This is a genomic window from Ruegeria sp. G2 (assembly GCF_056533505.1).
In genome coordinates this window covers 141714-167052 of sequence record NZ_JBQFON010000004.1, presented here as the reverse complement: position 1 = coordinate 167052, position 25339 = coordinate 141714, and the positions used below count along the sequence as shown (strand labels likewise).

At 54.1% G+C, this 25339-nt stretch carries 21 protein-coding genes; 12 read left to right on the top strand and 9 right to left on the bottom strand.

The features are described from left to right. Nucleotides 1-48 precede the first annotated feature (48 nt). The 4 genes from ACR0DU_RS09720 to aspT are packed head-to-tail and all read right to left on the bottom strand — an operon-like array spanning nt 49 to nt 6028. Nucleotides 49-750 (bottom strand): response regulator transcription factor, encoded by a 702-nt coding sequence (locus tag ACR0DU_RS09720; RefSeq protein ID WP_170544146.1) that lies wholly within the window; start codon nt 748-750, stop codon nt 49-51. Further along, the gene (locus tag ACR0DU_RS09715; protein WP_480874057.1) at nt 751-2652 is read right to left on the bottom strand and encodes a PAS-domain containing protein; all 1902 of its coding nucleotides are present in this window, start codon (nt 2650-2652) and stop codon (nt 751-753) included. It lies immediately after the preceding gene. A gap of 55 nt (nt 2653-2707) precedes the next feature. Then, nucleotides 2708-4324, bottom strand: a complete 1617-nt coding sequence (locus tag ACR0DU_RS09710) for a bifunctional aspartate transaminase/aspartate 4-decarboxylase (protein ID WP_480874054.1) — start codon at nt 4322-4324, stop codon at nt 2708-2710. Between the two features lie 18 nt (nt 4325-4342). Then, the gene (aspT, locus tag ACR0DU_RS09705) at nt 4343-6028 is read right to left on the bottom strand and encodes an aspartate-alanine antiporter (protein WP_480874052.1); all 1686 of its coding nucleotides are present in this window, start codon (nt 6026-6028) and stop codon (nt 4343-4345) included. A 399-nt stretch (nt 6029-6427) separates the two neighbouring features. Here aspT and ACR0DU_RS09700 point away from each other — a divergent pair, with 399 nt between their 5' ends. Genes ACR0DU_RS09700 through ACR0DU_RS09685 form a run of 4 tightly spaced genes read left to right on the top strand, consistent with a single transcriptional unit; the run spans nt 6428 to nt 10344 of the window. Beyond that, the gene (locus ACR0DU_RS09700) at nt 6428-7552 is read left to right on the top strand and encodes an ABC transporter permease (protein WP_319544592.1); all 1125 of its coding nucleotides are present in this window, start codon (nt 6428-6430) and stop codon (nt 7550-7552) included. A 1-nt stretch (nt 7553) separates the two neighbouring features. Beyond that, nucleotides 7554-8369, top strand: a complete 816-nt coding sequence (locus tag ACR0DU_RS09695; RefSeq protein WP_480874048.1) for an ABC transporter ATP-binding protein — start codon at nt 7554-7556, stop codon at nt 8367-8369. A gap of 5 nt (nt 8370-8374) precedes the next feature. Then, complete coding sequence (locus ACR0DU_RS09690; protein ID WP_480874045.1) at nt 8375-9691, top strand: MlaD family protein; 1317 nt, start codon at nt 8375-8377, stop codon at nt 9689-9691. Then, nucleotides 9688-10344 carry an ABC-type transport auxiliary lipoprotein family protein gene (locus tag ACR0DU_RS09685; protein ID WP_480874042.1) on the top strand — a complete coding sequence of 219 codons (657 nt, stop codon included), beginning with the start codon at nt 9688-9690 and terminating at the stop codon, nt 10342-10344. The genes ACR0DU_RS09690 and ACR0DU_RS09685 overlap by 4 nt, the downstream gene beginning before the upstream one ends. Nucleotides 10345-10349: 5 nt before the next feature. Here the strand turns inward: ACR0DU_RS09685 and ACR0DU_RS09680 are convergent, their stop codons facing one another. Further along, nucleotides 10350-11930 (bottom strand): FMN-binding glutamate synthase family protein, encoded by a 1581-nt coding sequence (locus ACR0DU_RS09680; protein ID WP_480874040.1) that lies wholly within the window; start codon nt 11928-11930, stop codon nt 10350-10352. Nucleotides 11931-12186: 256 nt separating this feature from the next. Between ACR0DU_RS09680 and ACR0DU_RS09675 the strand changes: the two genes are divergently transcribed. Beyond that, a complete protein-coding gene (locus ACR0DU_RS09675) occupies nt 12187-12555 on the top strand; it encodes a FluC/FEX family fluoride channel (protein ID WP_170780437.1) in 369 nt (122 codons plus the stop codon). Then, nucleotides 12552-12914, top strand: coding sequence for a fluoride efflux transporter CrcB (gene crcB, locus ACR0DU_RS09670; protein ID WP_010441479.1), 363 nt, complete (start codon nt 12552-12554; stop codon nt 12912-12914). Before ACR0DU_RS09675 ends, crcB begins: the two co-directional genes overlap by 4 nt. Before the next feature lie 87 nt (nt 12915-13001). Here crcB and ACR0DU_RS09665 read toward each other — a convergent pair whose 3' ends face one another. Genes ACR0DU_RS09665 through ACR0DU_RS09650 form a run of 4 tightly spaced genes read right to left on the bottom strand, consistent with a single transcriptional unit; the run spans nt 13002 to nt 16999 of the window. Continuing rightward, nucleotides 13002-13328 carry a cytochrome o ubiquinol oxidase subunit IV gene (locus ACR0DU_RS09665; protein WP_480874037.1) on the bottom strand — a complete coding sequence of 109 codons (327 nt, stop codon included), beginning with the start codon at nt 13326-13328 and terminating at the stop codon, nt 13002-13004. Then, nucleotides 13321-13953 (bottom strand): cytochrome c oxidase subunit 3, encoded by a 633-nt coding sequence (locus tag ACR0DU_RS09660; RefSeq protein ID WP_480874034.1) that lies wholly within the window; start codon nt 13951-13953, stop codon nt 13321-13323. Before ACR0DU_RS09660 ends, ACR0DU_RS09665 begins: the two co-directional genes overlap by 8 nt. Continuing rightward, complete coding sequence (locus ACR0DU_RS09655; protein ID WP_480874031.1) at nt 13950-16040, bottom strand: cbb3-type cytochrome c oxidase subunit I; 2091 nt, start codon at nt 16038-16040, stop codon at nt 13950-13952. Before ACR0DU_RS09655 ends, ACR0DU_RS09660 begins: the two co-directional genes overlap by 4 nt. Continuing rightward, complete coding sequence (locus tag ACR0DU_RS09650) at nt 16037-16999, bottom strand: cytochrome ubiquinol oxidase subunit II family protein (protein ID WP_480874028.1); 963 nt, start codon at nt 16997-16999, stop codon at nt 16037-16039. The genes ACR0DU_RS09655 and ACR0DU_RS09650 overlap by 4 nt, the downstream gene beginning before the upstream one ends. 132 nt (nt 17000-17131) lie before the next feature. Between ACR0DU_RS09650 and ACR0DU_RS09645 the strand changes: the two genes are divergently transcribed. From ACR0DU_RS09645 to galU, 6 genes are all read left to right on the top strand, one after another. After that, a complete protein-coding gene (locus ACR0DU_RS09645; protein WP_480874025.1) occupies nt 17132-18367 on the top strand; it encodes a lytic murein transglycosylase in 1236 nt (411 codons plus the stop codon). A gap of 389 nt (nt 18368-18756) precedes the next feature. Beyond that, nucleotides 18757-20385 (top strand): peptide ABC transporter substrate-binding protein, encoded by a 1629-nt coding sequence (locus tag ACR0DU_RS09640; RefSeq protein ID WP_480874023.1) that lies wholly within the window; start codon nt 18757-18759, stop codon nt 20383-20385. Nucleotides 20386-20451: 66 nt separating this feature from the next. Then, a complete protein-coding gene (gene oppB / locus ACR0DU_RS09635) occupies nt 20452-21375 on the top strand; it encodes an oligopeptide ABC transporter permease OppB (RefSeq protein WP_010441494.1) in 924 nt (307 codons plus the stop codon). Nucleotides 21376-21386: 11 nt separating this feature from the next. Beyond that, complete coding sequence (locus ACR0DU_RS09630; protein ID WP_170475103.1) at nt 21387-22316, top strand: ABC transporter permease subunit; 930 nt, start codon at nt 21387-21389, stop codon at nt 22314-22316. A gap of 1 nt (nt 22317) precedes the next feature. After that, entirely contained in the window at nt 22318-24123 is a 1806-nt protein-coding gene (locus ACR0DU_RS09625; protein ID WP_480874019.1) for an ABC transporter ATP-binding protein, read from the top strand. Nucleotides 24124-24376: 253 nt separating this feature from the next. Further along, nucleotides 24377-25270, top strand: coding sequence for a UTP--glucose-1-phosphate uridylyltransferase GalU (gene galU, locus ACR0DU_RS09620; protein WP_480874017.1), 894 nt, complete (start codon nt 24377-24379; stop codon nt 25268-25270). Nucleotides 25271-25339 lie beyond the last annotated feature (69 nt).

Below are 25339 nucleotides of genomic sequence, written 5' to 3'. Positions count from 1 at the left end.
TGGCTCATTCGTCGTGGCGGTAAATTGACAATTGTTTGAAAGGGATGCTCATCGCCAGGCAACGTCGCCTAGAAAGATGTACCCTGCCCCGTAGATAGTTTTGATCAGGCGCGGATTTTTGGGGTCCTCTCCCAATTTTGTCCGCAACCGCGAGATACGTACATCCATCGCTCTATCAAAGCTGTCACCAGCGCCACCACCTAAAATCTCTTGCATACGGGCCCGACTGATAAGGCGTTTGGGACTTTCGAGGAAGAGGCGCAGAACCTCACCTTCGGCGTGGCTGAATGGTGTTTCCGCACCATTTTCATCAATCAGAACATATCGGTCAAAATGCGCGGTCCATCCGTTGAATTCGGCGGCATCTGAGTTTTGCACGGCAGGACCAGTAGACCGTAAGCGGGCGCGAACACGCGCGATGACCTCTGCGGGGTCGAAAGGTTTGGTTATGTAGTCGTCCGCCCCAAGTTCGAGCCCTGTCACTCGATCCTGCACCTGTGCCCGGCCCGAGATGATAATGACAGCGGCCCCCTGCTCGAGCGCAAGGCGATGTACCAGTGCCAGTCCATCAGTATCAGGGAGCGACAAATCTACAAGGCAGACATCTGGCGTGACCCGCTTCAAAGACGCTTCGAATTCGCGCGCGCGCGCAAAGCTTTGGGTTCGAAAACCCGCATCTTCGAGAGCGCCTGTCAAAATGTGACGTATTTCGGGTTCATCATCAAGAATGGTCACCAATGGTTGTGTCATCTACGCGGCCTCGGTACGGATCAGAGCGGAGAGCTGCTCTGGTGTGAAAGGTTTGCTCAGGACAGGCGCGCGTTTCAGCGCTTGATGATGCAACGGATCGGAAATCGGTAGGGATGTCATCAAGATGCAAGGCAAAGCACCACTCAGATGGTCGACGATATCGATACCGGTGCCTTCACCCTCAAGCCGGATGTCTGATAGCACCAGCGTGATATCTTCAATATCGGACGTCAAAGTAAGTGCTTCTTCAACCGAGCTCGCTTCGATGACGGAACAGCCCAATCCAATCAGAATTTCCCGAAATTGGCTGCGCAATTCATCGTTGTCCTCAACCAAAAGTACAAGACCCGCCTGAGAGGGCGGCGCTGGTCGGAAAGGCAGGCGAATTACGACCGATGCACCAGAAGGAGTGTTCCGTAAATTCAGATCGCCCCCGGCGAGCTTTACCGTGTCATAAACCATCGGAAGCCCCAGCCCCGATCCATCGCTGCCTTTGGTGGTAAAGAACGGATTTAATGCTTGCTCCAGCGCCTCCGGAGTAAAGCCTGACCCCGTGTCCGAGACCGTAATCTCGATCCAAATGGTTCCGATCGCATGCACACTGATGGTAATTTGACCGGACGTACCACAGGCGTCTCGGGCATTCAGCACGAGATTTAGCAGAGCATCCTGCACCATACCTGGATCAAGCATCAACGGCTTGTTGGGCAGAGTATTTACGACCGACAGTCCCATTCCACGCGGTAAGGAAGGTGTGGCCAGAATGCGCAAATCCTCGAGTAGCCCGCGCATATCCGTCGCCTGTGGTTGTGGTGTGCGATTGCCAGTCATGTCTGCGATGCGGTTCAACAATTGCCCGCCTCGCCGTGCGGTCTGCTGCGTGGCGGCGATCAGTTGGTCAGCTTCTTTAGGCAAATCCATCTTCTCCAGACGCGCCTGCATGCCAAGTATTATGGTCAATAAGTTCGAAAAATCGTGCGCGAGCCCACTTGTCATTTGCGCCGCCATCGCTCTGCGTCGTGTTTGCTGAAGGGCGACACGAGCTTGTGTCTCTTCGGTAATATCCACCGACATGACATAAACGCCACCAGCTTCGTCTGGCGTGAAGGACACGCGAATGCGGCGCGAATCCTGATCCTCGGTAAACTCAAAAACCGATGGTTGGCCGCCATACGCCTGTTCCAGATGCGGTTTTACCCGATCATAGGCCGATTGCCCCAAGGCCTTTGATATGTGAAGGCCCAGAATGTCAGACGGGCGGCCGGGCATAACCGAACTGAGGCGGCGGTTTGAGTAATCGTATCGTCCATCAGTATCCAGATGCGCGATATGAGCCGGCATCATCTCGGTTGTCATCCGCGTGCGCGCCTCGATCTCGGTCAACTGGCGCTTAGCCTCTTCAAGCGCCGTAATCGTTGCAGCCAGTTTCCGGTTTGTTGCCGAAAGCTCTTCGGCGTGTCCTAAAAGTTGGCCGGACAGTTCTTCTGAGCGGGCTCGCAGCAAATCTTCCACCCGCTTTGTGCGCGTAATGTCTGTGTAAACAGCCACCCAACCACCATTCGGCAAGGGCGCACCTTCGACCGAGATCACTTGGCCATTGGGTCGAGTACGCTCCATGTAGTGTGGCTCGAACGCCAACGCCTGAGCAACGCGGGTCTCAACCATTTCGGCGACATCACCGTCCGGGCCGTACTCGCCACGGCTGGCAAGAAAGTGAATGGTGTCATGGAACAATGCACCTGGTTCGACAAGTTCATCCGGCAATCCGAACATTTCCTGAAATCTCAGATTGCTGACTACAAGGCGCAACTGACTGTCATAGATCGACAGCGCTTGCCCGATCAAGTTTAGGCCAGCCGTTGTCATCGCCTTAATGCGTTGTTCGGATATCTCCAAATTCATCCTCCCCTGCGCCTATGGGTAACACCAGTTCAGGCACAGGTGTAGGGAATTTGATCTAGCCATGCAGCGGCAAATTGTTCGCGGCACGGTAGGCCTGCACGTAGCCCCGCGCAACTGATCGAACGGCTGTTCCGATCTGCGAATAGGCTTCATCCGGCAGGTTGGCGAAGGAAACGCGGGCCGACCATCCGGGTGCATCAAATCCGCTGCCGTTCAGCAAAACGATGCCATAGTCTTCGGCCAGCTTGAACGCGATATCCAACGGGTGAACATTCTGTTTAATCCATGCCACGACATCTTCGCCGACATATTTTCGCAGCCAGTATTCAAAATCGATGATGCCGTAATATGCGTCGTAGTGCTCACCTGCCTGCACCTCGATCCCTATCGCTTCGGTCAGGAGTTTAAAACGGCGATGAACCAGTTCCATGCAGGCGGTCTGATAGATTTTCTTGCTATCGACCAATTCGCACAGCGAAAACAGAGTCATCATAACCTGCTGCGGCAGTGATAGACCCGCTGTGTGGTTTAGAGCGACATCGCGACTATCGGCCACTAACCGGTCAATAAAGCGGATATCCCGTGGCGTCAGGCTGAGTGTGCCATAGCGCTTGTCCAAGGCCTGTTTGATCTCGTCCGGATGATCTGCCAGTTTCAGATCGAAGATATTGTCTTGCGCTACGGCAATCACACCAAGCCGCCAGCCGGTGCAGCCAAAATACTTCGAATAGGAATATACTCCGATCGTATTGCGCGGCAGATGGCCCATGACCGAGGTAAAATCATGCACAAAGGTGCCGTAGACATCATCTGTCAGCACGATTAAGTCAGGACGTTGATTTTCCACTAAATCCGCCAACTTGCGCAACGAAGCGGTGTTGAGCGCAACTGAAGACGGATTACCGGGATTGACCAGAAAGAACGCCTTTACTTTGGGATCTTTCAACTTTTCCACAGCGTCGTCGGTCAGTTGGAACCCGTCTTCCTCGTCGGTCTCCACATGGACAGATTCAAGGCTGTAGTCCTCCAGCTCTGGCATTTCCAGATAGGGGGTGAATATCGGTGTGCACAGTGCAATCGTGTCGCCGAGGTTCAGCAGCCGATTGGCTTTCAGCGACTTGAAGATGTAGCACATCGCCGCCGTACCGCCTTCGACTGCAAACAGATCGAACTGAGCGTCAGGCCGGTGACCCCGGCACATGGACCACATCAGGTACTCATGGGCGATGGCGGCATTGTGTTTTAGAATGCGGTCGGGGACCGGATAGTTGTCACCGATGATCGAATCCGTCAGCTCATGCACAAACTCATCCGCATCGAATTCAAATGCGGAAATGGCATGCGCCACGACCTCAAGCAGCGTGTCGACGCCCGGTGTTTCAGAATGATCAGACGCCCAACTCTGTAGCCGTTCATGGCAGCCTTTCTGCGCAGGCATTCCGCCTAAACCAGCAGGATGGTCCATCACGCGTTTGGATTCAGTTATTGCAAAATGACCAAGGGCAAAGAACGCTTCGCGTGGGCGGGTGGCGACCCAGTTGGGATTGCCTCGTCCCGCATTCAGAAAGGCGCTGTTGGCCTTGTGCGCCTCAGCCGATGCCAGTTTGATCAGCTCATCTTTGATCTGAAACGGGCTGAGTGCTTCGTAGTCGTGCAGCGTTACTCTATCCATACCGTGAACCTCTCCAAATCAGCTTAAGATCAAAACGACGACCATACCGAAGATGGTCAGCAATGTGTTCCCTATCGCATACGGCATTCCGTAACCCAGCGCCGGGATGCGACTTTGCGCAGCTTCTTGGATCATACCCAATGCAGCTGTGGTGGTCCGAGCGCCGGCGCAGGCGCCGAACAGGATCGCAGGGTGAAACTTGAACACGTAATGTCCGACATAGACCGCAAAAATCATCGGCAGCGAAGTTGCGACGATCCCCCACAGCAACAGCGCAATACCAGCCTGTTGCAGCCCCGCGACAAATCCCGGCCCTGCGGTGATCCCGATCACCGCGATAAAGACGTTCAGACCCAGCGTGTTCATCAACCAGAGCGCCGGGCCAGGTATTCGGCCAAATGTCGGATGGACAGTGCGCAGCCAGCCCAGCACCAGCCCGGCCAGTAGCGCGCCTCCGGTGGTGGAAAGGCTGATCGGAAAACCACCCATTATGACTGACAGAGTTCCGATGATCCCACCGATGAATATGCCCCAACCTACAAAGGCCAGATCCGTGGTGTCTACCGGGCGGTCTGCATAGCCGATCTGGGCAATTGCGGCCTCAACGTGCCGTTTGCTGCCCTGAATTGTGACGATGTCACCTCGATGCACAACGGTGCCTGGCAGCAGCGGCAAATCCTGCATGTTGCGCATCAGTTTCGAGACATAAATGCCCCGCGCGATCGACAATTTGCTTAGTTCTTCAAGCGTCTTGTTATGCACCTCTTTGCTGGTGATCAGCACATCCAGCTTTTCCGATGGAATATTCAGTAGATCAGGCGCATCAGCTTCTGTGAGGTTGGTCTCAAGCAACCCCACCAGATCAGCGCGGCGGCCTGAGAACATCACGATATCTCCGACCTGCAATACGGTGTTATCGTCTACCTCAATGATCTTCCCGTCGCGTCTAAGGCGTTCGGCATAGATGCGGATACCGGGCATCAGGTTTTTGACCGGTTGCCCCAGCAGATCGCTACCTTCTGGGATCTCGAAGGCCCGCGCCTCGATCGCGCGATAAGCTGAGACGATGCCATCACCGGTTTCCACCGATGTCGTGCCACCCAGCTTGGCCTCATACTCCTTGCAGGCCGCGACCAGATCGACGCCGATCAGGCGCGGGCCGATCTTGGCCAGAATGATGGCCGACCCGATAGTGCCGTAGATGTAGGTCACCGCATAGGCGATCGGAATCTGGTTAGCATAGGTCTTGGCCTGTTCCGCAGACAGGCCCAGCTGACCGATCTGGTCAGTGGCAACTCCAATCGCCGCCGAAATCGTCTGCGATCCGGCATAAAGCCCTGCTGCATAGCCAAGCTCCAGCCCCGCCACCTTGGCTGCGATGATCGGAATAACAAGGCAAAGCGCGAGCACGCTGAGCGCAAAGAGCACCTCGCGCGCGCCGTCTGCCTTCAAACCGCGAATGAACTGCGGTCCGACACCGTAGCCCACGGCAAATATAAACATAATGAAGAATGTCGATTTAACGGCCGAGTCGATGTCAATCTGGGCTTGCCCAATCACCACAGCCGCCAGCAACGTTGCGGTGACTGTGCCCAGGCTGAATCCCATCACCTTCCACGGGCCGACTAAGAAACCGATACCGATCGACAAAAATACCGCCAACTCAGGATAATTCTGTAGAATATTCACCAACCAATCGACCATCATCCACCTCTCAGTTCGTGCGCAATAGGCATGTGGTGCAAGCGTCGGTGGCGAGGCAGAAATGCGCCCTGCAAGCTAATCTATTTGCCGACCAAGCCGCACGTTCGACAAACTCAACCACAACTTGAAATTTCCAGCACACGATACCTCAAGAAGGATATTTGTCCATAATTATCTGAGTATTAACCTGTTTTGCTCCCGCGCGCCTATCAATATCCTTTGAGGTTTGGCCAGCAGAATCTTGGTAATCAAATGACGGGTTTTGACCAATTGCACTGTTTCTGTAGCAATCTTCGCCCCGAATTTCACTGTCGCACACTCGCCATGCGTGAGGGTAAAATCTTAGCTTGATTGAACAAATCCATTGCAGGTCCCCAGTGTTTGCCATCACATACGGCTATGACACGGCCGACGATAAATTCTGAGACGAGCGCAACCGGCGTTTGCATACGGATATCGGGGGACTTGCGCACGCAATCGTTGGATCGTGTTGAAGGGGATTTTGCGGTTCTTACGCCCAACGGGCAAGATGCTACGATAGACATGTCACAAGTCGAGTCTTTGGATACCGGAGGGGCATGGCTTGTTGCCAACCTCGTACGACGGATGAGTTCCAATGGGGCCCAGGTTCGGCTTGAAGGGGTGGCCCCAGCGCATTCTTCGTTGATCGAGACGGTATCGCACAACATACCCGATGCGGCCGGAGAGGAGCTGCCGCCGCAGGGTTTTGTGAACTGGGTTGCTCGGGTCGGTCAAAAGACTTTTGGTGCCTGGCAGGACACGTTGTCGATCGTCGGCTTCCTGGGCCTTACCCTGCATCGCTTGGTTCGAACTTTGATCATGCCCTGGCGGTTGCGGCGTGCTGCTTTGTTCTCGCAGATGGAGCAGGTCGGCTTCAAAGCTCTGCCGATCGTTTCCTTGATGGGCTTTTTGATTGGGGTTGTCTTAGCGTTCCAGGGCGCGACTCAGTTAAAACAGTTTGGGGCCGAGATCTTTGTAGTGGAGCTGATCTCAATCTCTATCCTGCGAGAGCTGGGTATCCTGCTAACCGCGATTATAGTCGCAGGCCGTTCTGGATCGGCCTTTACCGCCTCAATCGGCTCCATGAAGGTGCAGGAAGAAATTGATGCGATGCGGACACTCGGGCTTGACCCGATCGAAGTTCTCGTCATCCCGCGTGTCGTAGCCTTGCTTATCATGCTGCCAATCCTGGGCTTTGTGGCCGACATGGCAGGTTTAATCGGTGGCGCTTTGATGAGTTGGATCGACCTTGGAGTGAGCCCTGGCATGTTCCTGACCCGGTTGAAGGAAAATACTGGGGTGGCACAACTTGCCGTTGGAATGATCAAAGCTCCTTTCTTCGCGTTGGTGATCGGAGTTATTGCCTGCTGGCAAGCCATGCAGGTCAAAGGCTCATCCGAAAGTGTTGGTCAGCGGACGACAGCCTCGGTCGTGCAATCGATCTTCATGGTAATTGCGATAGACGCGCTGTTCTCGATCTTTTTCTCAGAAATGGGGATATGAGATGGATGGGGCCGCGCTGCAAAACAAAACCCAATCCGATACGAAACGCGAAGCCGTTATTCGTGTGCGCCATCTGACCAATCAATTTGGAGAACAAGTGGTCCATGACAATCTTGATCTGGATGTCTGGCGTGGTGAAGTTCTGGGTGTGGTCGGCGGCTCGGGCACCGGTAAGTCGGTGCTATTGCGCACGATCGTTGGGTTGAACAAGCCTAAGTCGGGCAGCATCGAAGTTCTGGGTGTTGATGTCCTGAACGGCCCCGAAGAAGAGCGTCAGCGCATCGAAAAAAGCTGGGGTGTCGCCTTTCAGGACGGAGCGCTGTTTTCCTCGCTGACCGTGCTGCAAAACGTGATGGCGCCTCTGCGTGAACATACCGGCATAAGTGAAAAACTGATGGCCGCGCTTGGGGGACTTAAGATCAGTCTGGTCGGACTACCTCAGCTAAGTTGCAGCAAGTTCCCCTCGGAACTGTCCGGGGGTATGCGCAAACGCGCCGCGTTGGCCCGCGCCCTGTCGTTGGATCCCGAAATCGTGTTTCTGGACGAACCAACTGCTGGGTTGGACCCGATCGGGGCTGCCGCTTATGATGATTTGATTGGTGAACTTCAGCACGCGCTTGGTCTGACTGTTTTCATGGTAACGCATGATCTGGACAGTTTATACGCCATTTGTGACCGCATCGCTGTACTTGCGGAAAAGCGTGTGCTGGTTGAAGGTCCGATAGAAGAGATGACCAAGGTCGACCATCCTTGGGTTCAGGAATATTTCACAGGCCCCCGCGCCCGTGCGGCACAACAGAAGGGGCAGGACAGGTAGAGGCAATGGAGACCCGAGCGAATTATATCCTGATTGGTGCGTTCACCTTGGCGGGCATTCTTGGTGCCTTCGGGTTCTTCCTATGGCTCGCCAAATTCGAAGTAACCCGTCAATACGCTTACTATGATGTGTTGTTCGACAATGTCTCGGGCCTGTCTGCCGCCGGTGGTGTGAACTATAACGGCTTGCCTGTGGGACAGGTGATTTCCCTGGATCTGGACAAAGATGACCCCTCGAAAGTAAGGGTTCGGCTTGAGATTGATGCTGGCATCCCCGTCACCAAGGAAACTATCGCGCAATTGCAGTCTCTGGGCGTCACCGGCGTGGCATATGTTGAGTTGTCCGGTGGATCACCAACCGCACAGAAATTGCCCCAGAACAGCGTCATCACAAGCAAGCGCAGCTCGATCCAGTCCTTACTCGAAGGCGCACCAGAGGTTCTGGAAAAGGCGGTCACCCTGCTGGAGAACCTTAATTCCGTTGTAGATGAGAACAATCGCAAGGCGGTGTCTGATATCCTGAACAATCTGGCAGAAGCGTCGGGCAAACTGGATAAAACACTGACGGATTTCCAGTCGCTTTCGTCGGATCTGGGCGGTGCCGCTAAAGATGTTGGCGAATTCACAAAGAGATTGGATACGTTGGCGAACACGGCCGAAACAACGTTGAGTACAGGAACCGATACGCTCAAGAGCATCAAAGAGACGTCAGAAACTGCCAAAACAACTCTCGAGACTGCAAACACCGCCATTGCCAGCGCTGAAAACGTAATTCAGGAGGAGATTCGACCCTTTATCGAGCGGGGTTCAATCCTTGCCGAAAGGCTGACCCAACTGTCAGATGAGGGCAGCCTGACACTTGGCGTGATAAGTGAAACTGTTCTGAACGCAAACACGACCCTTGAATCGGTTACATCCACGATGAACTCGGCCAAAGGGGCGCTAGACTCGGCCGAGCGAGCATTCGACTCGGCCAATCGCGTGATGGACGAGGATATCTCTCCGGTCGCAGCCGATGTAAGTAAGGCCGCCAATCAAGTCGCGGAAACCGTTTCGAACATAACCGAAAAAATCGACGAAATATCAGACGACGTCCTGAGCGCTTCTAAATCGGCGTCAGATCTGTTGGGTACGATCGATGGCGTCGTTCAGGATAACCGCCGTCAGGTCTCGGATTTCTTGCGTGTTGGCTTGCCTCAGTTTATCCGCTTCATCGAGGAATCGCAGCGTCTGGTGATTAGTCTCGATCGACTGGTCGACAAGGTCGAACGCGACCCCGCCCGCTTTTTGTTAGGCACCCAAGCATCGGAGTTTCGTCAATGATACGGCCCTTAACACTGTCTCTGATACTGGCCGCAATGACGGGTTGCACTGGCCTGGGAACGCTGCGGCAAGCCTCAAAGCCCAACGATCTTTATTTGCTAACCCCAAAGAGCACGTTCTCGTCTTCGCTGCCGCGCATACAGAAACAGATCGTTGTTGAGGAACCCACAGCGACGGCAGCGGTAAACACCGATCAGATCGCCGTTCAGCCAACTTTGCTGCAAGTTCAATACCTACCTCGGGCCCGTTGGGTGGATCGCGCGCCATTGATCGTTCAGGCGCTGATGGTCGAAAGCTATGAAAACTCCGGCAAGGTTGCGGCCGTGGGGCGATCGACGGTTGGTTTGCGGGCTGATTATGTGATTGCACCCGATTTGCGCGAGTTTCAGGGCATAGTCGTCAGCGAAACGGAAGACTCAAAAACGGTGCGCGTGGAAGTGCGCATCAACATCAAGATCATCGATGAGTACGAGGACAAGATTATCGCCTCCAGCTCGTTCACAGAAAACGTAATGGCCACAACTGATCAGACCCCTGATCTAGTCGAAGCGTTTGATGTGGCCTTGGGCCGGACCATGCGGGATGCGGTCGAATGGAGTATCCGCAAAATTAATACTCACGTGCAGAACAACCCACGTTCAAGCCCAAGCTAGGGTTGTCAGAACTGGTTGGCCGAAGCTGCCTGCCAGTCCGCAGCATATTCCTGCGGCACGGTTTTGCCCAGCAAAGCGTCTTCTTCCAGGAAGCTGTAAAGCTCAGCGTAAGATCGTTCTCCCTCATCTGCCATGCGACGGAGGATATCGCTGGGTCGCAATTCAGAAACCTTGGCTTTGCCCATAGCACCCAAGATCTCGCGGAAGCTTTCCAATGTCGCGTCATGGAACCGGTGCACACGCTGACGTTTCTGCGGCACGTTTACCGCTCGGCCCCGGATCGGATCCTGCGTCGCCACGCCCGAAGGGCACCGATTGGTATTGCAGTGCAGTGCTTGAATGCACCCAACGGCAAACATCATCGCCCGCGCCGCGTTGCACATATCAGCACCCAAGGCCATTTTCTCGACCATGTCGAAACCCGTCGCAACCTTGCCCGAGCAAATCACGCGCACTTTGTCGCGCACTCCAATCCCACGCAGGCAATTGTTTACAAAGATCAACCCTTCGTTCAGGGGCATCCCCAGACGGTTGGTAAATTCAACCGGCGCCGCGCCGGTCCCTCCTTCGGCACCATCAACGGTGATAAAATCGGGCAGTATGCCGGTTTCCAACATGGCTTTACAGATCGCCATGAATTCCGAAGGTTGGCCGATGCACAGTTTGAAGCCAATCGGCTTACCGCCAGACATTTCCCGCAGATGCTGAACAAATTGCATCAACCCTGTCGGCCCATCGAACGCCGAGTGTATAGGGGGTGAAATTACATCCTGATGCACAGGAACGCCTCGGATTTCCGCGATTTCCTCGTCCACCTTTGCGGCCGGCAATACCCCTCCATGAGACGGTTTTGCCCCTTGTGAGAGCTTAATCTCGATTGCCTTCACCACATCCAATTTGGCTTTTTCGGCGAATTTGTCCTTGTCGAACCCCCCATCGGCGGTGCGACATCCAAAATACCCTGTTCCGATTTGCCAGATGATGTCACCACCTTCGGCCAGATGGTGCGGGGATAGCCCTCCTTCGCCGGTATTATGTGCAAACCCGCCATCCTTAGCACCACCGTTCAGTGCCCGGATCGCATTTGCGCTGAGTGCACCAAAGCTCATCGCTGAAACATTCAGGCGCGAAGCGTTATAGGGTTTGTCGCACTGAGGCCCGCCAAGCATAATCCGCTCCTCACTTTCATCGACATGTTTTGGCGAAAGTGAATGGTTTGAACGATGATAACCGACACTCAATATGTCGTACTGGGTCCCGAATGCCTGCGTATCCACCTGCCCTTTGGCGCGGGAATAGACCAGACTGCGGATAATCCGATTGAAAGGTCGACCACTTTCGTTGGTTTCCACAAAATACTGCCGGATTTCGGGGCTGACAAATTCCAGCATATAGCGGAAGTGGCCGAGAACGGGATAGTTGTTCAATACGTTATGCTTGGTCGTCAGCATATCGTACATTCCTACAATCGCGTACGGGATCAGAATGACCAACAGCCAATTCGCAGGGGACCAGAAATACCCCGACAATAGGGTAAGTGGCAGGACCACAAAGCTGAGCACATAATATAGTCTGCGAACAATCATCCCTGACCTCCCTGGGTGGCTTAAAGAGCTGTGTATCCTCGGCTGGATCGTGGGCTCGAAGCCCGGCAGATGTTTTCAAACGTGAACCAGATTCAACTGAATTTGCAAGACCTTGCTAATCTGTCGTTAGTAACGGTTGAGTTAGCAAGTGCAGTTGATCGGTCCATTCGCAATCTATATGCGGGATAAGACACAGGTAAGAGCGGGATCAATCTAGGTGTCACAAACTGCACCTGCCCTCAGGCGTAGTGCCCAGATGTACGCAGCCGTCTTTGTTGGTGGCGCTGCGGGTTCGCTGCTGCGCGAACTGTTCACGGTGCCGATACCCGGTGCTCCATTCCTGACAGAGACATTCGGTATTAACATTGTGGCCTGCTTAATCCTTGGCTGGCTTTATTCTATCCGCCACAAAGTTCACGCACATGTGCTGCACTTGGGTGCTGTTGGGTTTTGTGGCGGCCTTTCTACTTTTTCTTCATTTGTAGCCGAGTTGGAGCGTTTGGCCGAAACCACCGGTTGGTACGTCATTACCGCCTTCGGGGCAGAAATCGCAATTGGCTTAACCGCAGCGGCTTTGGGTGAAGCGTTGGGTCGAAAGTACCTGCCTTGGAGGCATCCAGAATGAACGACCTGCATCTGCACGTCATGTTTGCGCTGGGAGGAGGAGCAGGTGCCGTACTGCGCCACTGGTTGACGCTTCAGGTGACCCACGATCTGCCTTACGCTACACTGATAGTGAATGTGGCAGGCAGCCTGTTGCTTGGTCTGTGGGTTGGTTATCTCGGCGGGGAAATCGAAATGAGCGAGCAACAGAACCGATTGGTATTCGGCTTTTGCGGTGGCTTCACAACGTTTTCCAGCTTTGCTTATCAGTCACTGCAGTTGAACCGTGAAAGAACCATCGCGTTCGCAGCTGGTAACATAATTCTCAGTCTGGTTCTGTGCTGGATCGCGCTTTGGTTAGGATTGGTCCTGATGGCCTGACCAATCGAGTCACCGGTTATGGAACGAATGATGGTGGTGCGAAGAACCATTCCTGATGCGGCTACAAGCGGGTCAGGGCTTGGCGGATCACATCATCTGCAGGTGCATCCGAATGGCCAAATTGCCTAGAATCCAGACCGTCCCGCCGATGATAATCAATAGGACCATCGTTGAGAATAGGATCAGGTCCAGATCCTCTCGGCTGCTGCGCCGCCTGTCGATATGAAGAAAGTACACCAACTGTACGACCAACTGTGCCAAGCCCAGTAGGCCGATGCTAAGATAGACCCCTTTGGTTTCAATCCCGTATCGGTGAGCGATTAAGAAGACCGCCAGCGTCAGCAGAAGAGACCCACCATATCCGATAATATATCGGCGACGCTCTCGCTTGTGCAGGTCAGCGCGTCTATCCATAGGTCAACCCTCCGAAATACACAATTGTGATGATGCCGACCCAGATCAGATCAAGGAAGTGCCAGAACAATGCCAGTCGCACCATACGGGACATCAGCAAGTCAGTTAGTCCGAACATTCTTAGTTGAATGCCCAAGACGATCAGCCACAGACACCCCGACGCGACATGCAGACCGTGCAGTGGCACAAGGCCATAGAAAGCCGACAAAAATCCGCTGCGCTGAGGGATACCGCCCTGGGCTGCCATGTTCAGAAAATCGCGGATCTCCAGAACCAAAAAGCTAAGCCCCAGCACCAGTGTTACCCCAAACCACACAACGATCCGAGCCCGCGGCAAGTTGTATTTCAACGCCAGCATCGCCAGCCCTACGGTCAGACTGCTGGTCAACAATATCAGGGTTTGAGCAAAGATGCTTTTCAGATCAAACAATTCATGCGGTCCGGGCCCACCGGCCTGTGCATCAATCATTGTGATGTAGATCGCGAACATCAGGCCGAAATAGACCAGATCGCTCATAAGAAAGACCCAGAAGCCAAAAGTGACAACTTCAGTGGCTTTGTGGGCGCTTGCATGGCCTTCGCCAAGGTTGATGCCCGGATAGCTTTGCGTGGGTGCGCGCCTCATGTCACGGCCTCCATATCCGGGCGTGCGAGACCGCGATTTTCTGGGGCGATTTCATAATCGCGATCCACTGCTGCAGTGCTATGGACAAGGTCTAGCCAAGCTTCATGGTCTTTGCGGACCTCCTCGGCAGGAATGATGATTTCGGTGCTTGTATCAAAGCTCCAGATGATAATCGCCAGGATGATAGCAATCGTCATCAGGAGCGCCAGCCACCAAATCCACCAAACCAGCGCGAACATCCAGACACCGCTGAGCACGCAGAGGATGAACCCGATGCCGGTATTGCGCGGCATCTCGATATCTTCATAGGCTTCAGGTTTGGGATAAGCTGCAGCGCGCTCTTTGGCGGCGGCAAAGTTGTCGCGGTCGGTGACCTCCGGGATGATGGCAAAGTTGTAGGGCGGTGGCGGAGACGGAATCGACCATTCCAGTGTACGCCCGTCCCACGGATCACCTATCGGAGCACGGGTTTTTTCACGATTGCGGATACTGACCCAAAGTTGAATGAGGATCGAGAACAACCCGCAGGTGATGACCAATGCACCAACTACGGCAATGATCATGTAGGGGTGAAAGCTCGGGTCCTCCCAACTGTAGGACCGGCGCGGCATTCCCATCAAACCAACAAAGTAAAGCGGCATAAAAGTCAGCAAGAAACCCACGGTCCAGCAAACGACCGAGACGCGTCCCCAGAATTCGTTGAGGCGAAAACCGAAGGCTTTCGGGAACCAGTAATTATAGCCCGCGAGCAGCGCAAACAGTACTCCGGGCAGAAGGACGTTGTGGAAATGCGCCACAAGGAACAACGTGTTGTGGACCTGATAGTCAATCGTCGGATTGGCCAGGATTACCCCGCTAAGGCCACCAATCACGAACAGCATCAAAAAGGCTAGACCATAGAGCATCGGAACGGAAAACCGTATCCGCCCGCGATAGAGCGTGGCCATCCAGTCATAGACTTTCACACCGGTTGGGATCGCGATCAGCATCGTCGCAATGCCGAATACCGCGTTGATCAGCGCGCTTTGGCCCATGGTGAAGAAATGATGCAGCCATACTGTGAAAGACAATACTGCAATCGACATCGTGGCAATGACCAGCGAGTTATAGCCATAGAGACGCTTGGCCGAAAAAGTGGCAAAGACTTCGGAATAGATGCCATAAGCAGGCAGGACCAGCAGATAGACCTCTGGGTGACCGAACAGCCAAAACAGGTTGGCATAGTTCATCATGTTTCCACCAAGATCATTGGTGAAGAAATGGAAATCTAGATAACGATCAGCGGCCAGCAACAGCGCAGCCACGCCAAGGGGCGGCATGGCAAAGACGATCAGGATTGAGCTACAGATGATCGTCCAGCAATACATCGGCAGCCGCATGAATTTCATCCCAGGTGCACGCAGCTTGTAAATTGTAACGGCAAAATTGATACCAGTGAGAGTGGTGCCTACGCCCGAGACAACAATGGCCCAAATCCAATAATCCGGCCCGACGCCGGGATTGAACGCGGCGCCTGTGTAAGGCGGATATGCGGTCCAACCTCCGGTCGAAAACTCGCCAACTACCAGCGAAACCATCAACATCATGCCGGACGACACCGTCAGGCCAAGGCTGATTTGGTTCATAACCGGAAATGCAACGTCCCGCGCGCCGATCATCAACGGAACCAGATAGTTTGCCACTCCAAAGACAAAGGGGACGGCAACGAAGAAGATCATTATGGTGCCGTGGGTACTGAATAGCTCGGCGAAATGTTCGGGCTCCAGAAATCCGTCTCCCGGCCCTGCCGCCTGTTGAGCCCGCATCACAACACCTTCCAACACGCCCCGTGCCAGCATGACGATGGCAAAGACGATATACATGATGCCGATTTTCTTGTGATCAGCGCTGGTCAACCAATCCCGCCAGAGAGGGCTCCAAAGACGAAACCACGTTAGCAGGAACAGCACCGTCAAAGCGCCCACTATCACTATACCAGCCGCAGCGTTGGCGATGATTTCATTGGCATCGGGCGTCCGGATGAGCCCGGTGATCGGCAACGCATCCCAACTCAGGCGACCCAAAATGCCAGTCTCGACTGAAGTCATTGTTTTGCCTCCGACCCGAACGCAGTGGTGCCGGGTTGCCGGCCAAGGGTAAGAGGCTCACCGCTGTGGTAACGATGCAGGATTGAGCGGAACAAATCACCTTCTTCCAGTGTAAAATAAAGCGCGTTCAGCGGCATGAGTTCGGTTCCTAATGCCGCCTGAACTTCGTCCCGATCCGTGCGCATGGCCAGTGTCTGATACGTGTCTTTTGCCAACGGAATACCATGCGCCCGGACGCTGGCTACCCAGGCCTCGAATTCCACGGGTTGCATAGCCTGCGTTAGAAACTTCTGCTTGGTGAACCCGCGACCATTATACTGCGTGTTCTCACCCTGCATCGTATTGGGCGTGTCGGCCACCACATGCAGTTGCGTTGTCATGCCAGGCATGGCGTAGATTTGCCCAGCCAATGCAGGGATCATAAACGATTGCATCACTGTGTCGGTCGTCAGCGTAATCGCGACCTGCTTTTTGATCGGGATGCCAAACTCTCCGACTGTGGCGATTCCAAGATCGGGGTAGATGAACAGCCATTTCCAATCGAGGCCAACCACCTGCACCCGCAAGGCAGGCTCCTCCCCGAACGGGGCTGCATAGGGATCAAGACGGTATGTGGTTTTCCAAAGGTAGAATGACAGGATCACCACAATCAGCACCGGTACACCCCACATCAATACCTCAAGCTTTGCCGAGAAATCCCAGTGCGGTTTGTAATATGCGTTTCCACCTTTACGTCGGCGATACCTATAAGCGACCAGCGGCACCAAGACCAAAACCGGGATCACCGCAATCAGGATCAGAGCGGTCGCTCGCAGAAGGTGCTTTTTTTGGATTTCGGCGATTGGCCCCTGTGGGTCCATGAAGCTATCACTTGCCCCAGCGGCCTGCACTGTCAGCAACAGCGCAACTAGCGTCACCAGAGCGGGCACTGCGATTGAAGACATCCGGGAAAAGGTCACGCCTGATGATCCTCTTGCGGCGGGGGTTCCCGGCAACTATTGGCAGAGTCACGGATTTTCTCAAGGGCTTTTGCGATTTTGCTCCTAAAGGCGATTGTTGACACCACGTCACGGGCGCGCAAGATCGGTTCCATGCGTTTCGTTTTCACTGTTCTCTTCCTGGTTGTTCTGGCAGCTCCTTTGTTGGCGCAGGATCGTGTTTTGGTTGAACGTCAGTTTCAGAGCTGGCTGCAACAAACCGTCTGGCCACAAGCAAAGGCAAAGGGTGTTTCCAAGCAAACTTTTCGTCAAGCTTTTGATGGGGTGAAACTAAATTGGGATCTGCCGGATCTGGTGCCACCGGGCAGCCCTCAAAAAACACCAAAGGTGCAGCGTCAAGCCGAGTTTGGCTCGCCGGGTCGGTATTTTAATGCCGGATCCGTACAGGGCGCCACGTCGGTCGGCCGTAAAATGGCCAGGCGTCACGCAGAAACCCTGGCACGCGTTGAAGCTGAAACCGGTGTACCTGCACGCATCATTCTGGCCATTTGGGGGCGCGAGAGTGGATATGGTCAGGTACCAATCCGCCACGATGCATTTCAGGTTCTTGGTACGAAAGGGTTCATGAGCACGCGGGCTGACTATTTCACTGCAGAACTGATCGCCGCGCTGCAAATTGTCGAAGCGGGTCATGCGCAAGGAAGAGAACTAAAGAGCAGTTGGGCAGGAGCATTGGGTCAGCCACAATTCATGCCTACAAATTTTCTGACCTATGCGCGCGATGGCGATGGCGATGGCAGGGCGGATATCTGGGGCTCAGCCGCAGATACTATTGCGTCGATTGGAGCCTATCTTGAAGAGCACGGATGGATTGCGGATCGCGATTGGGGATTTGAGGTTAATCTGCCAAAAACCGTTTCATGCGCGTTAGAAGGACCTGATCAAGGGCGTCTTATCCGGGATTGGGCAGCAATGGGAGTCAGCCGTGTTGCTGGCAAACCTTTTCCAGCGCACGAACTGGCTGCCGAAGGTTATCTGATGATGCCCGCAGGTCGCAGCGGTCCGGCTTTCATCGTCACGCCCAATTTCTATGTCCTCAAAGACTATAATACCAGTGACCTCTATGCTTTGTTTGTGGGCCATGTCGGCGATCGCATTCAATACGGTGTTGGCGATTTTCGCGGGCGCTGGGGTGACGTCGGCAACCTCTATCGGTCGGATATCGCAACAATGCAGCAAGTGCTTGTTGAACAGGGTCATGATGTAGGCGGCATCGATGGTCTGCCTGGATATAAAACCCGGCGTTCGATCGGTCGCTGGCAAGCCGCATCAGGCCGTGCGCCGACATGTTTTCCAAATGACCGTTTGAAGGCAGCGCTGAAGCCCTGAAATTTGCCCTGATTCGCCATTTGCGCGTGTTGACGAAAACCCATTCGCCCTTTGCAATTTGTATGACTTCACGAATATGTCACCAAAGCAAAGCGTTTCAGAATAATCTTTCGATGCTCCCTTACGTTACGGTTTCAATCGATCTTTGAGCCTGCAATTCGACTTAAAACCCTTTACCTTTCTCCAAAAACCAGCAGATTTTGCAGCAGTGAAAGAGAACTTTCGCAATCGGCTTTCCGACACTGCCCAATGGAAATGGTCTGAAATTTGGACTCTGCCGCGATCTAGATCAAGGTGAACGCACGGCAATTGTCGGAGACACACAGGTAGATGGGTATCCGCTGCAATAGCAGGATAGCCCAACGCCACATAATAATGGGAGTAATCACATGCACAAAATTGTCCGTACTTCATTGGCGGGGCTGTTGTCCTCGACCATCATAACTGGCGCAGCAATCGCCGCAGGAACCCACCCCGAAACCGGCGAAGCGCTGGCGGATGATCAGACGTTTATCTATCGCATTCTGGATGAGCACAGCTCGGTCGACCCGCAAGTGGTTGAAGATGTGTCGGGCGCCGAAATCGTGCGCGACTTGTTCGAAGGTCTCATGAACCAGGACGAAGATGGTAATCTGGTCCCCGGCGTTGCCACCGAATACTCGGTCAATGACACCAAGGATGTGTATACGTTTACCCTCCGCGATAACGCGAAATGGTCAAACGGAGATTCGGTTACCGCAGGTGACTTCGTTTTTGCATGGAAACGTGCTGTCGATCCTGAGCTGTCATCGCCCTACGCGTGGTTCATGGAACTGATGTCGATTGAAAACGCGGCTGAGATCATTGCGGGTGAAAAATCAGTGGATGATCTGGGTGTCAAAGCCATTGACGACCACACTCTAGAAGTCACACTGAGCACGCCCCTCCCCTATTTCCCTCAGATGACCACGCATTCGACAACCTTCCCTGCGCCGCAGAAAGTGATCGAAGAATTTGGTGATGCATGGACCAAGCCGGAAAACATCGTATCGAACGGCGCCTATGTCCTGACCGAGCATCTGCCACAGGAACGTTCGGTGCGTGAGCGCAACGAGATGTACTGGGACAATGACAACACCATCATCGAAAAAGTTGTGGCATTGGTCATCAATGACGAGAATGTCGCCCTGACCCGCTACCTTGCGGGCGAGTTGGATCGCACCGAAGTTCCTGCTGGTCAGTTCCCGCGCCTGCAGCAGGAGCATCCGGATGAAGCCATCAGCTTCCCTCGTTTGTGCAACTATTACTATACCTTCAATGTCTCTGACAGCGGTCCCGAAGCGTTCAAGGACCCCAACGTCCGTCAGGCCCTGTCGCTGGCCGTGGATCGCGCGATCATCACTGAAAAAGTGATGGCCGGTGGTCAGCCCCAGGCTTACACGTTCGCACCCGCCGCCACTGCCAACTTTACGGTTCCGGACGTGGAGATGGCTTCGATGAGCCAGGCTGAGCGCGATGAGCTTGCAAAAGAGTTGCTAGCGGGAGCGGGCTATGGTCCGGATAATCCGCTGAGCTTCGAGATGGTTTACAACACCTCAGAGGCGCACAAGAAAGTGGCCGTGGCACTCAGCCAGATGTGGAAGCAGAAGCTGGGCGTCAATGCCGAACTGGCAAACATGGAGTGGAAAGTATTCCTGGAAGAGCGCGGTAACCAGAACTTCGAACTGGCTCGCGGCGCATGGTGTGGCGACTATAACGAAGCCTCGACCTTCCTTGATCTGCTGCAATCGGATTCCGGTTACAACGACGGTAAGTACAACAACGCACGCGTTGATGAGCTGCTGGCCGAAGCCAAAACTTCGGACGATCCGGCACCGCTTTATACCGAAGTAGAGCGGATTATTGCACAGGAAACTCCTGTAATCCCGATCTATCACTATGCAGGCGTTTACATGATGGACAGCGATGTAGGGAACTGGCCCGTCAACAACGTCGAGCAGAACTGGTATTCGAAGAACCTGTACAAGGTCGCCGAATAATTGTCATAGAACCACGCCCTGTCCCGGAGGTTTCCGGGGCAGGGCCAATAAACATGGGGGCATGAAATGCTTGCCTACAGTCTGCGGCGACTGCTGATCGCCATTCCGACGATCTTGTTGCTGATCGTCGCCTGTTTTTTCCTGATGCACGTAGCACCCGGTGGGCCATTTACCTCAGAACGGCCGCTGCCGCCGCAGGTTCTGGCCAATATTGAGGCGCGCTATGGGTTGGACCAACCGTTGTGGAAACAGCTCTGGGACTACCTGTACAACATCGTCGTGCATTTTGATTTCGGCCCGTCCTTCAAGTTCAAGGACAGGGACGTCAACGACATTATCGCTCAAGGGTTTCCGATTTCTCTGACCTATGGCTCGCTTTCATTTCTTGTCGCAACAGCCGTTGGTGTAAGCCTTGGGATCGCCGCCGCGATCAAACACAATAGCTGGATTGATTATTTTGCTGTTGGTCTTGGTATCGCAGCGCAAGCTCTGCCAAACTTCATCATGGGGCCGATCCTGATCCTTACCTTCACCCTGTGGCTGGGCTGGTTGCCGGGAGGCGGCTGGAACGGAGGCCAATGGCAATATCTGGTCATGCCGGTGATTGCGCTGGCAACATCCTATATGGGTTCGATTGCACGGATCACGCGTTCGTCGATGCTCGAGGTTCTGAACTCGAACTTCATCCGTACTGCGCGCGCCAAGGGCTTGCCGACCAGAACCGTAATTTGGCGTCATGCGTTGAAACCTACGTTGTTGCCGGTTGTCTCATATCTCGGGCCGGTGTTCGTCTACGTGCTTACGGGTTCAGTCTTTGTCGATATCTATTTCTCGACCGGTGGTCTGGGTCAGGCCTACGTTGGCTCTGCACTGTCTCGTGACTATGCGGTGCTCCTGGGGGTTACCATTCTCTATGGCGCATTGACCGTTGTCGTGAACCTTCTGACCGACCTGGCTTATGCCTGGTTTGATCCGAAAATTCGTTACTGAGGGGCAGGCTCATGCTAGGAAAATCTCAAAAAGCCGCCCATCTGGCCGAAGAAATCACAGATTACACGGTCATTCAGGGGCGCTCGCTCTGGCAGGACGCACGTATGCGTTTTGTCCGCAACAAGGCCGCAATGGCCAGTGTTTTTGTTTTGGGTCTGATCGTGCTGTTCACGATTATCGGACCATATTTTGCAGCCTGGTCCAACGAAGAGATCGACTGGAACGTAATGGGTGACGTACGCGGCATGGGAATGCCCTCGATCGAGACTGGTCACTATTTCGGTGTCGATGATCTGGGGCGCGACCTTTACAGCCGTGTCATTCAGGCGACCACCACATCGCTACTGGTTGGTCTGATTGGGGCTGCAACTGCGTTGATCGTTGGCACTTGCTATGGCATTGCCGCTGGTTATATCGGAGGGCGTACCGACAGCGCCATGATGCGCTTTGTCGACATACTTCTGGCGATCCCGGCAACTCTGATCATCATCCTTCTGCTGGTCGTGGCGGGGCGGTCCTTTTTCATGCTGTTCATCGCGTTGGGTGCAGTCGGTTGGTTGACCATGGCGCGGATCGTTCGGGGGCAAACCCTGACGCTGAAGAACCGCGAATTCATCGAAGCCGCTCGTGCCGCCGGTGTCAGTGAGTTTACCATCATGTATCGCCACATTCTGCCCAACCTGTTGGGCGTTGTGATCGTGTACGCCTCGCTGTTGGTCCCCGAAATGATCCTGACTGAAAGTTTCATTTCGTTTTTAGGTCTCGGGATCTCTGAACCCTACACCTCTTTGGGCCGCCTTATTGCCGAAGGTGCCGGGACTATGGGCTATGGCACTTTGTGGCAGCTTCTTTATCCCCTGACATTCTACGTCGCCATCATCATCACCATGTTTTTCATCGGTGATGGTTTGCGTGACGCGCTGGACCCGAAGGATCGCTGATATGAGTCTATTTTCCATCAAAGACCTGAGCGTGCAGTTCGACACCCCGGATGGCATCGTCGAAGCCGTCAAGGGCATCAGTTTCGACATCAATCCAGGCGAGTGTCTGGGCATCGTCGGCGAAAGCGGGTCGGGCAAAAGCCAGACCTTCATGGCAGCGATGGGGCTATTGCCTACGGCTGGCCGCGCAACGGGGTCTGCCATGCTGAACGGTCAGGAAATACTGAACTTGCCAGTGAACAAGCTGAACCGCATCCGCGGCGATGATGTCGGTATGATCTTTCAGGACCCGCTCACCGCCCTGACCCCGCATTTGCGGGTCGGTCAACAGATGCGCGAAGTGTTGCAGGTTCATGAGGGTTTGCAGGGTTCGGCTGCCAAAGCGCGATGCCTTGAATGGCTGGACCGCGTCCGCATCCCCGAGGCGAAACGGCGATTGGATCAGTACCCGCACGAGCTGTCGGGCGGGATGCGTCAGCGAGTCATGATTGCCATGTCGATGCTGTGCAGCCCGAAATTGCTGATCGCGGATGAACCCACAACGGCGCTGGACGTCACCGTACAGGCCGACATTCTGGACCTGATGGTGCGACTGCAAAAAGACGAAGGCACAGCCATTGCTTTGATCACCCATGACATGGGCGTCGTCGCGCGGATGTGCGACCGCATACAGGTCATGCGCCTTGGTCAATTTGTCGAGGCCGGGGAAACCCGTGAAGTCTTTCGCGCACCGCAACACGAGTACACTCGCACCCTGCTTGAGGCGATGCCTCGCATCGACGCCGGTGACGCGCCCAAAGCCTTGGGCAAGACCGAAGAGCCGCTGCTGCGCGTTGACGACGTCAAGGTTCATTTCCCAATCCATGTTCCGGGCGGATTATTCGGCCACAAGGTGCCTCTCAAGGCCGTGGATGGTGTCAGCTTTGATATTCGCAAGGGCGAAACGCTGGGTGTTGTGGGTGAATCAGGTTGCGGCAAGTCCACGCTGGCGCGGGCGGTTCTGCAATTGATCGAACCCAGTGCGGGCAACGTCAGCTGGCTGGGCCATCCGATCGTCGGGTTGAAACGGTCCGAGTTGAACAAATACCGCAAGGATCTGCAGATTGTATTCCAGGATCCACTCGCCAGCCTTGATCCACGGATGACAATCTCGGCCTCAATCGCGGAACCATTAAAAACCTATCGCCCAGACCTGACGGAACGCGAGCGCAAGGACCTGGTCGCCGAGATGATGGAACGTGTTGGCCTGCCAACCAATATGATCAACCGTTATCCACATGAACTGTCAGGTGGGCAAAATCAGCGCGTCGGAATCGCTCGGGCAATGATCAACAAGCCAAAGTTGATCATTTGCGATGAAGCCGTTTCGGCACTGGACGTGTCCATTCAGGCCCAGATCGTGGAATTGTTGCGAGAATTGCAACAAGAATTCGGTTTGTCGATGATTTTCATTAGTCATGACCTGTCAGTTGTACGCGCAGTGTCTAACCGAATTATGGTTTTGTACTTGGGTCGCATTGTCGAATTGGGCGATGGTGAAGTGATATGTTCTGAACCAATACACCCCTACACCAAATCCCTGATATCGGCGGTTCCGATTCCCGATCCGGATGTTGAGCGTAACCGTCAAAGGCTTAAATTACCGGGTGAATTACCGTCCCCGATGGATCCCAAGGCCACATTGCGTTTCTTGCCCAGCAAGTTATCCTCGGGCGAGACGGACTATGTTCCGCGGCTTAGCGAAATTGCTCCTGACCATTTCGTTGCCGAACATGATCCGCTTGATGCGATTATGGCTAACTCCTGACTATTCGCGCCCCGAAGCTTGAAGGTTTCAGGGGCGCGAATTCTATGTTTCAGCGCACCAAGTGCTTTGTGTACCTTGGCTAGAACCACGTTTGGGTATGTTTCGTTTTGACTCTGTGTGCAGGATAATGGCAGATTCCATCGTGCCCGCTGCACTACTGTCGGGTGAGATTGATTGATACGAATTTAAGTTATATGTGAGGACCCCAGCGCCTACAAAGCGCACGGGCAGACTATGGAAATCATGAGGTAACATGGCACGCAAAGTCACAAAGGCTATTTTCCCCGTCGCGGGTATGGGGACGCGCTTTTTACCGGCGACCAAATCGGTGCCAAAAGAGATCATGACTTTGGTCGATAGACCGCTGGTTCAATATGCAATTGACGAAGCGCGGGCAGCCGGGATCACCGAGTTTATCTTCGTGACGTCACGCGGGAAGTCAGCGCTTGAGGATTACTTTGACCACAACCTTGTGTTGGAGCAGGACTTGAAATCCAAGGGCAAAGACGATTTGCTTGAGACATTGAACGCGACCAATATGGAAAGCGGCGCGATCGCCTATATTCGCCAGCACAAGGCGCTGGGGCTTGGACATGCAGTTTGGTGTGCACGGCGACTGATCGGAGATGAGCCTTTTGCGGTAATGCTGCCCGATGATGTTATTGCTGCAGACAAACCCTGCTTGCAGCAAATGGTTGAGGCCTATGAGGAAACCGGCGGCAATATGGTTGCTGCGATGGAAGTTCCAAACGAAAAGACAAGCTCTTACGGTATTTTGGATACAGGCCAAAACGTCGGTACGGTTGTCCGAGTCAAAGGTATGGTAGAAAAGCCAAAACCTGAGGAGGCACCATCAAATCTCGCCGTCATTGGTCGTTATATTTTGGGCCCCTCGGTACTGTACAATTTGAACCAGAAGAAGAAAGGCAGCGGAGGCGAAATCCAGCTGACTGACGCGATCGCCGAGGATATCGGAAATGGCGTTCCTGTATTTGGTTACAAATTCGAAGGCCAACGATTTGATTGTGGCTCAAAGGCCGGTTTCCTTCAGGCCACGGTATCGTTTGCGCTGGCCCGCGAGGATCTGCGTCAAGATTTAAGTCAGTATCTGCATGATATCGTTTCGTCGGACCAGGCCGCGCAATAGGTAAGATGCTTCAACCAGTTGGCATTCATTGCAATAGCTCGACCCCAAGAACGCAGAGAGCGAGGGCAG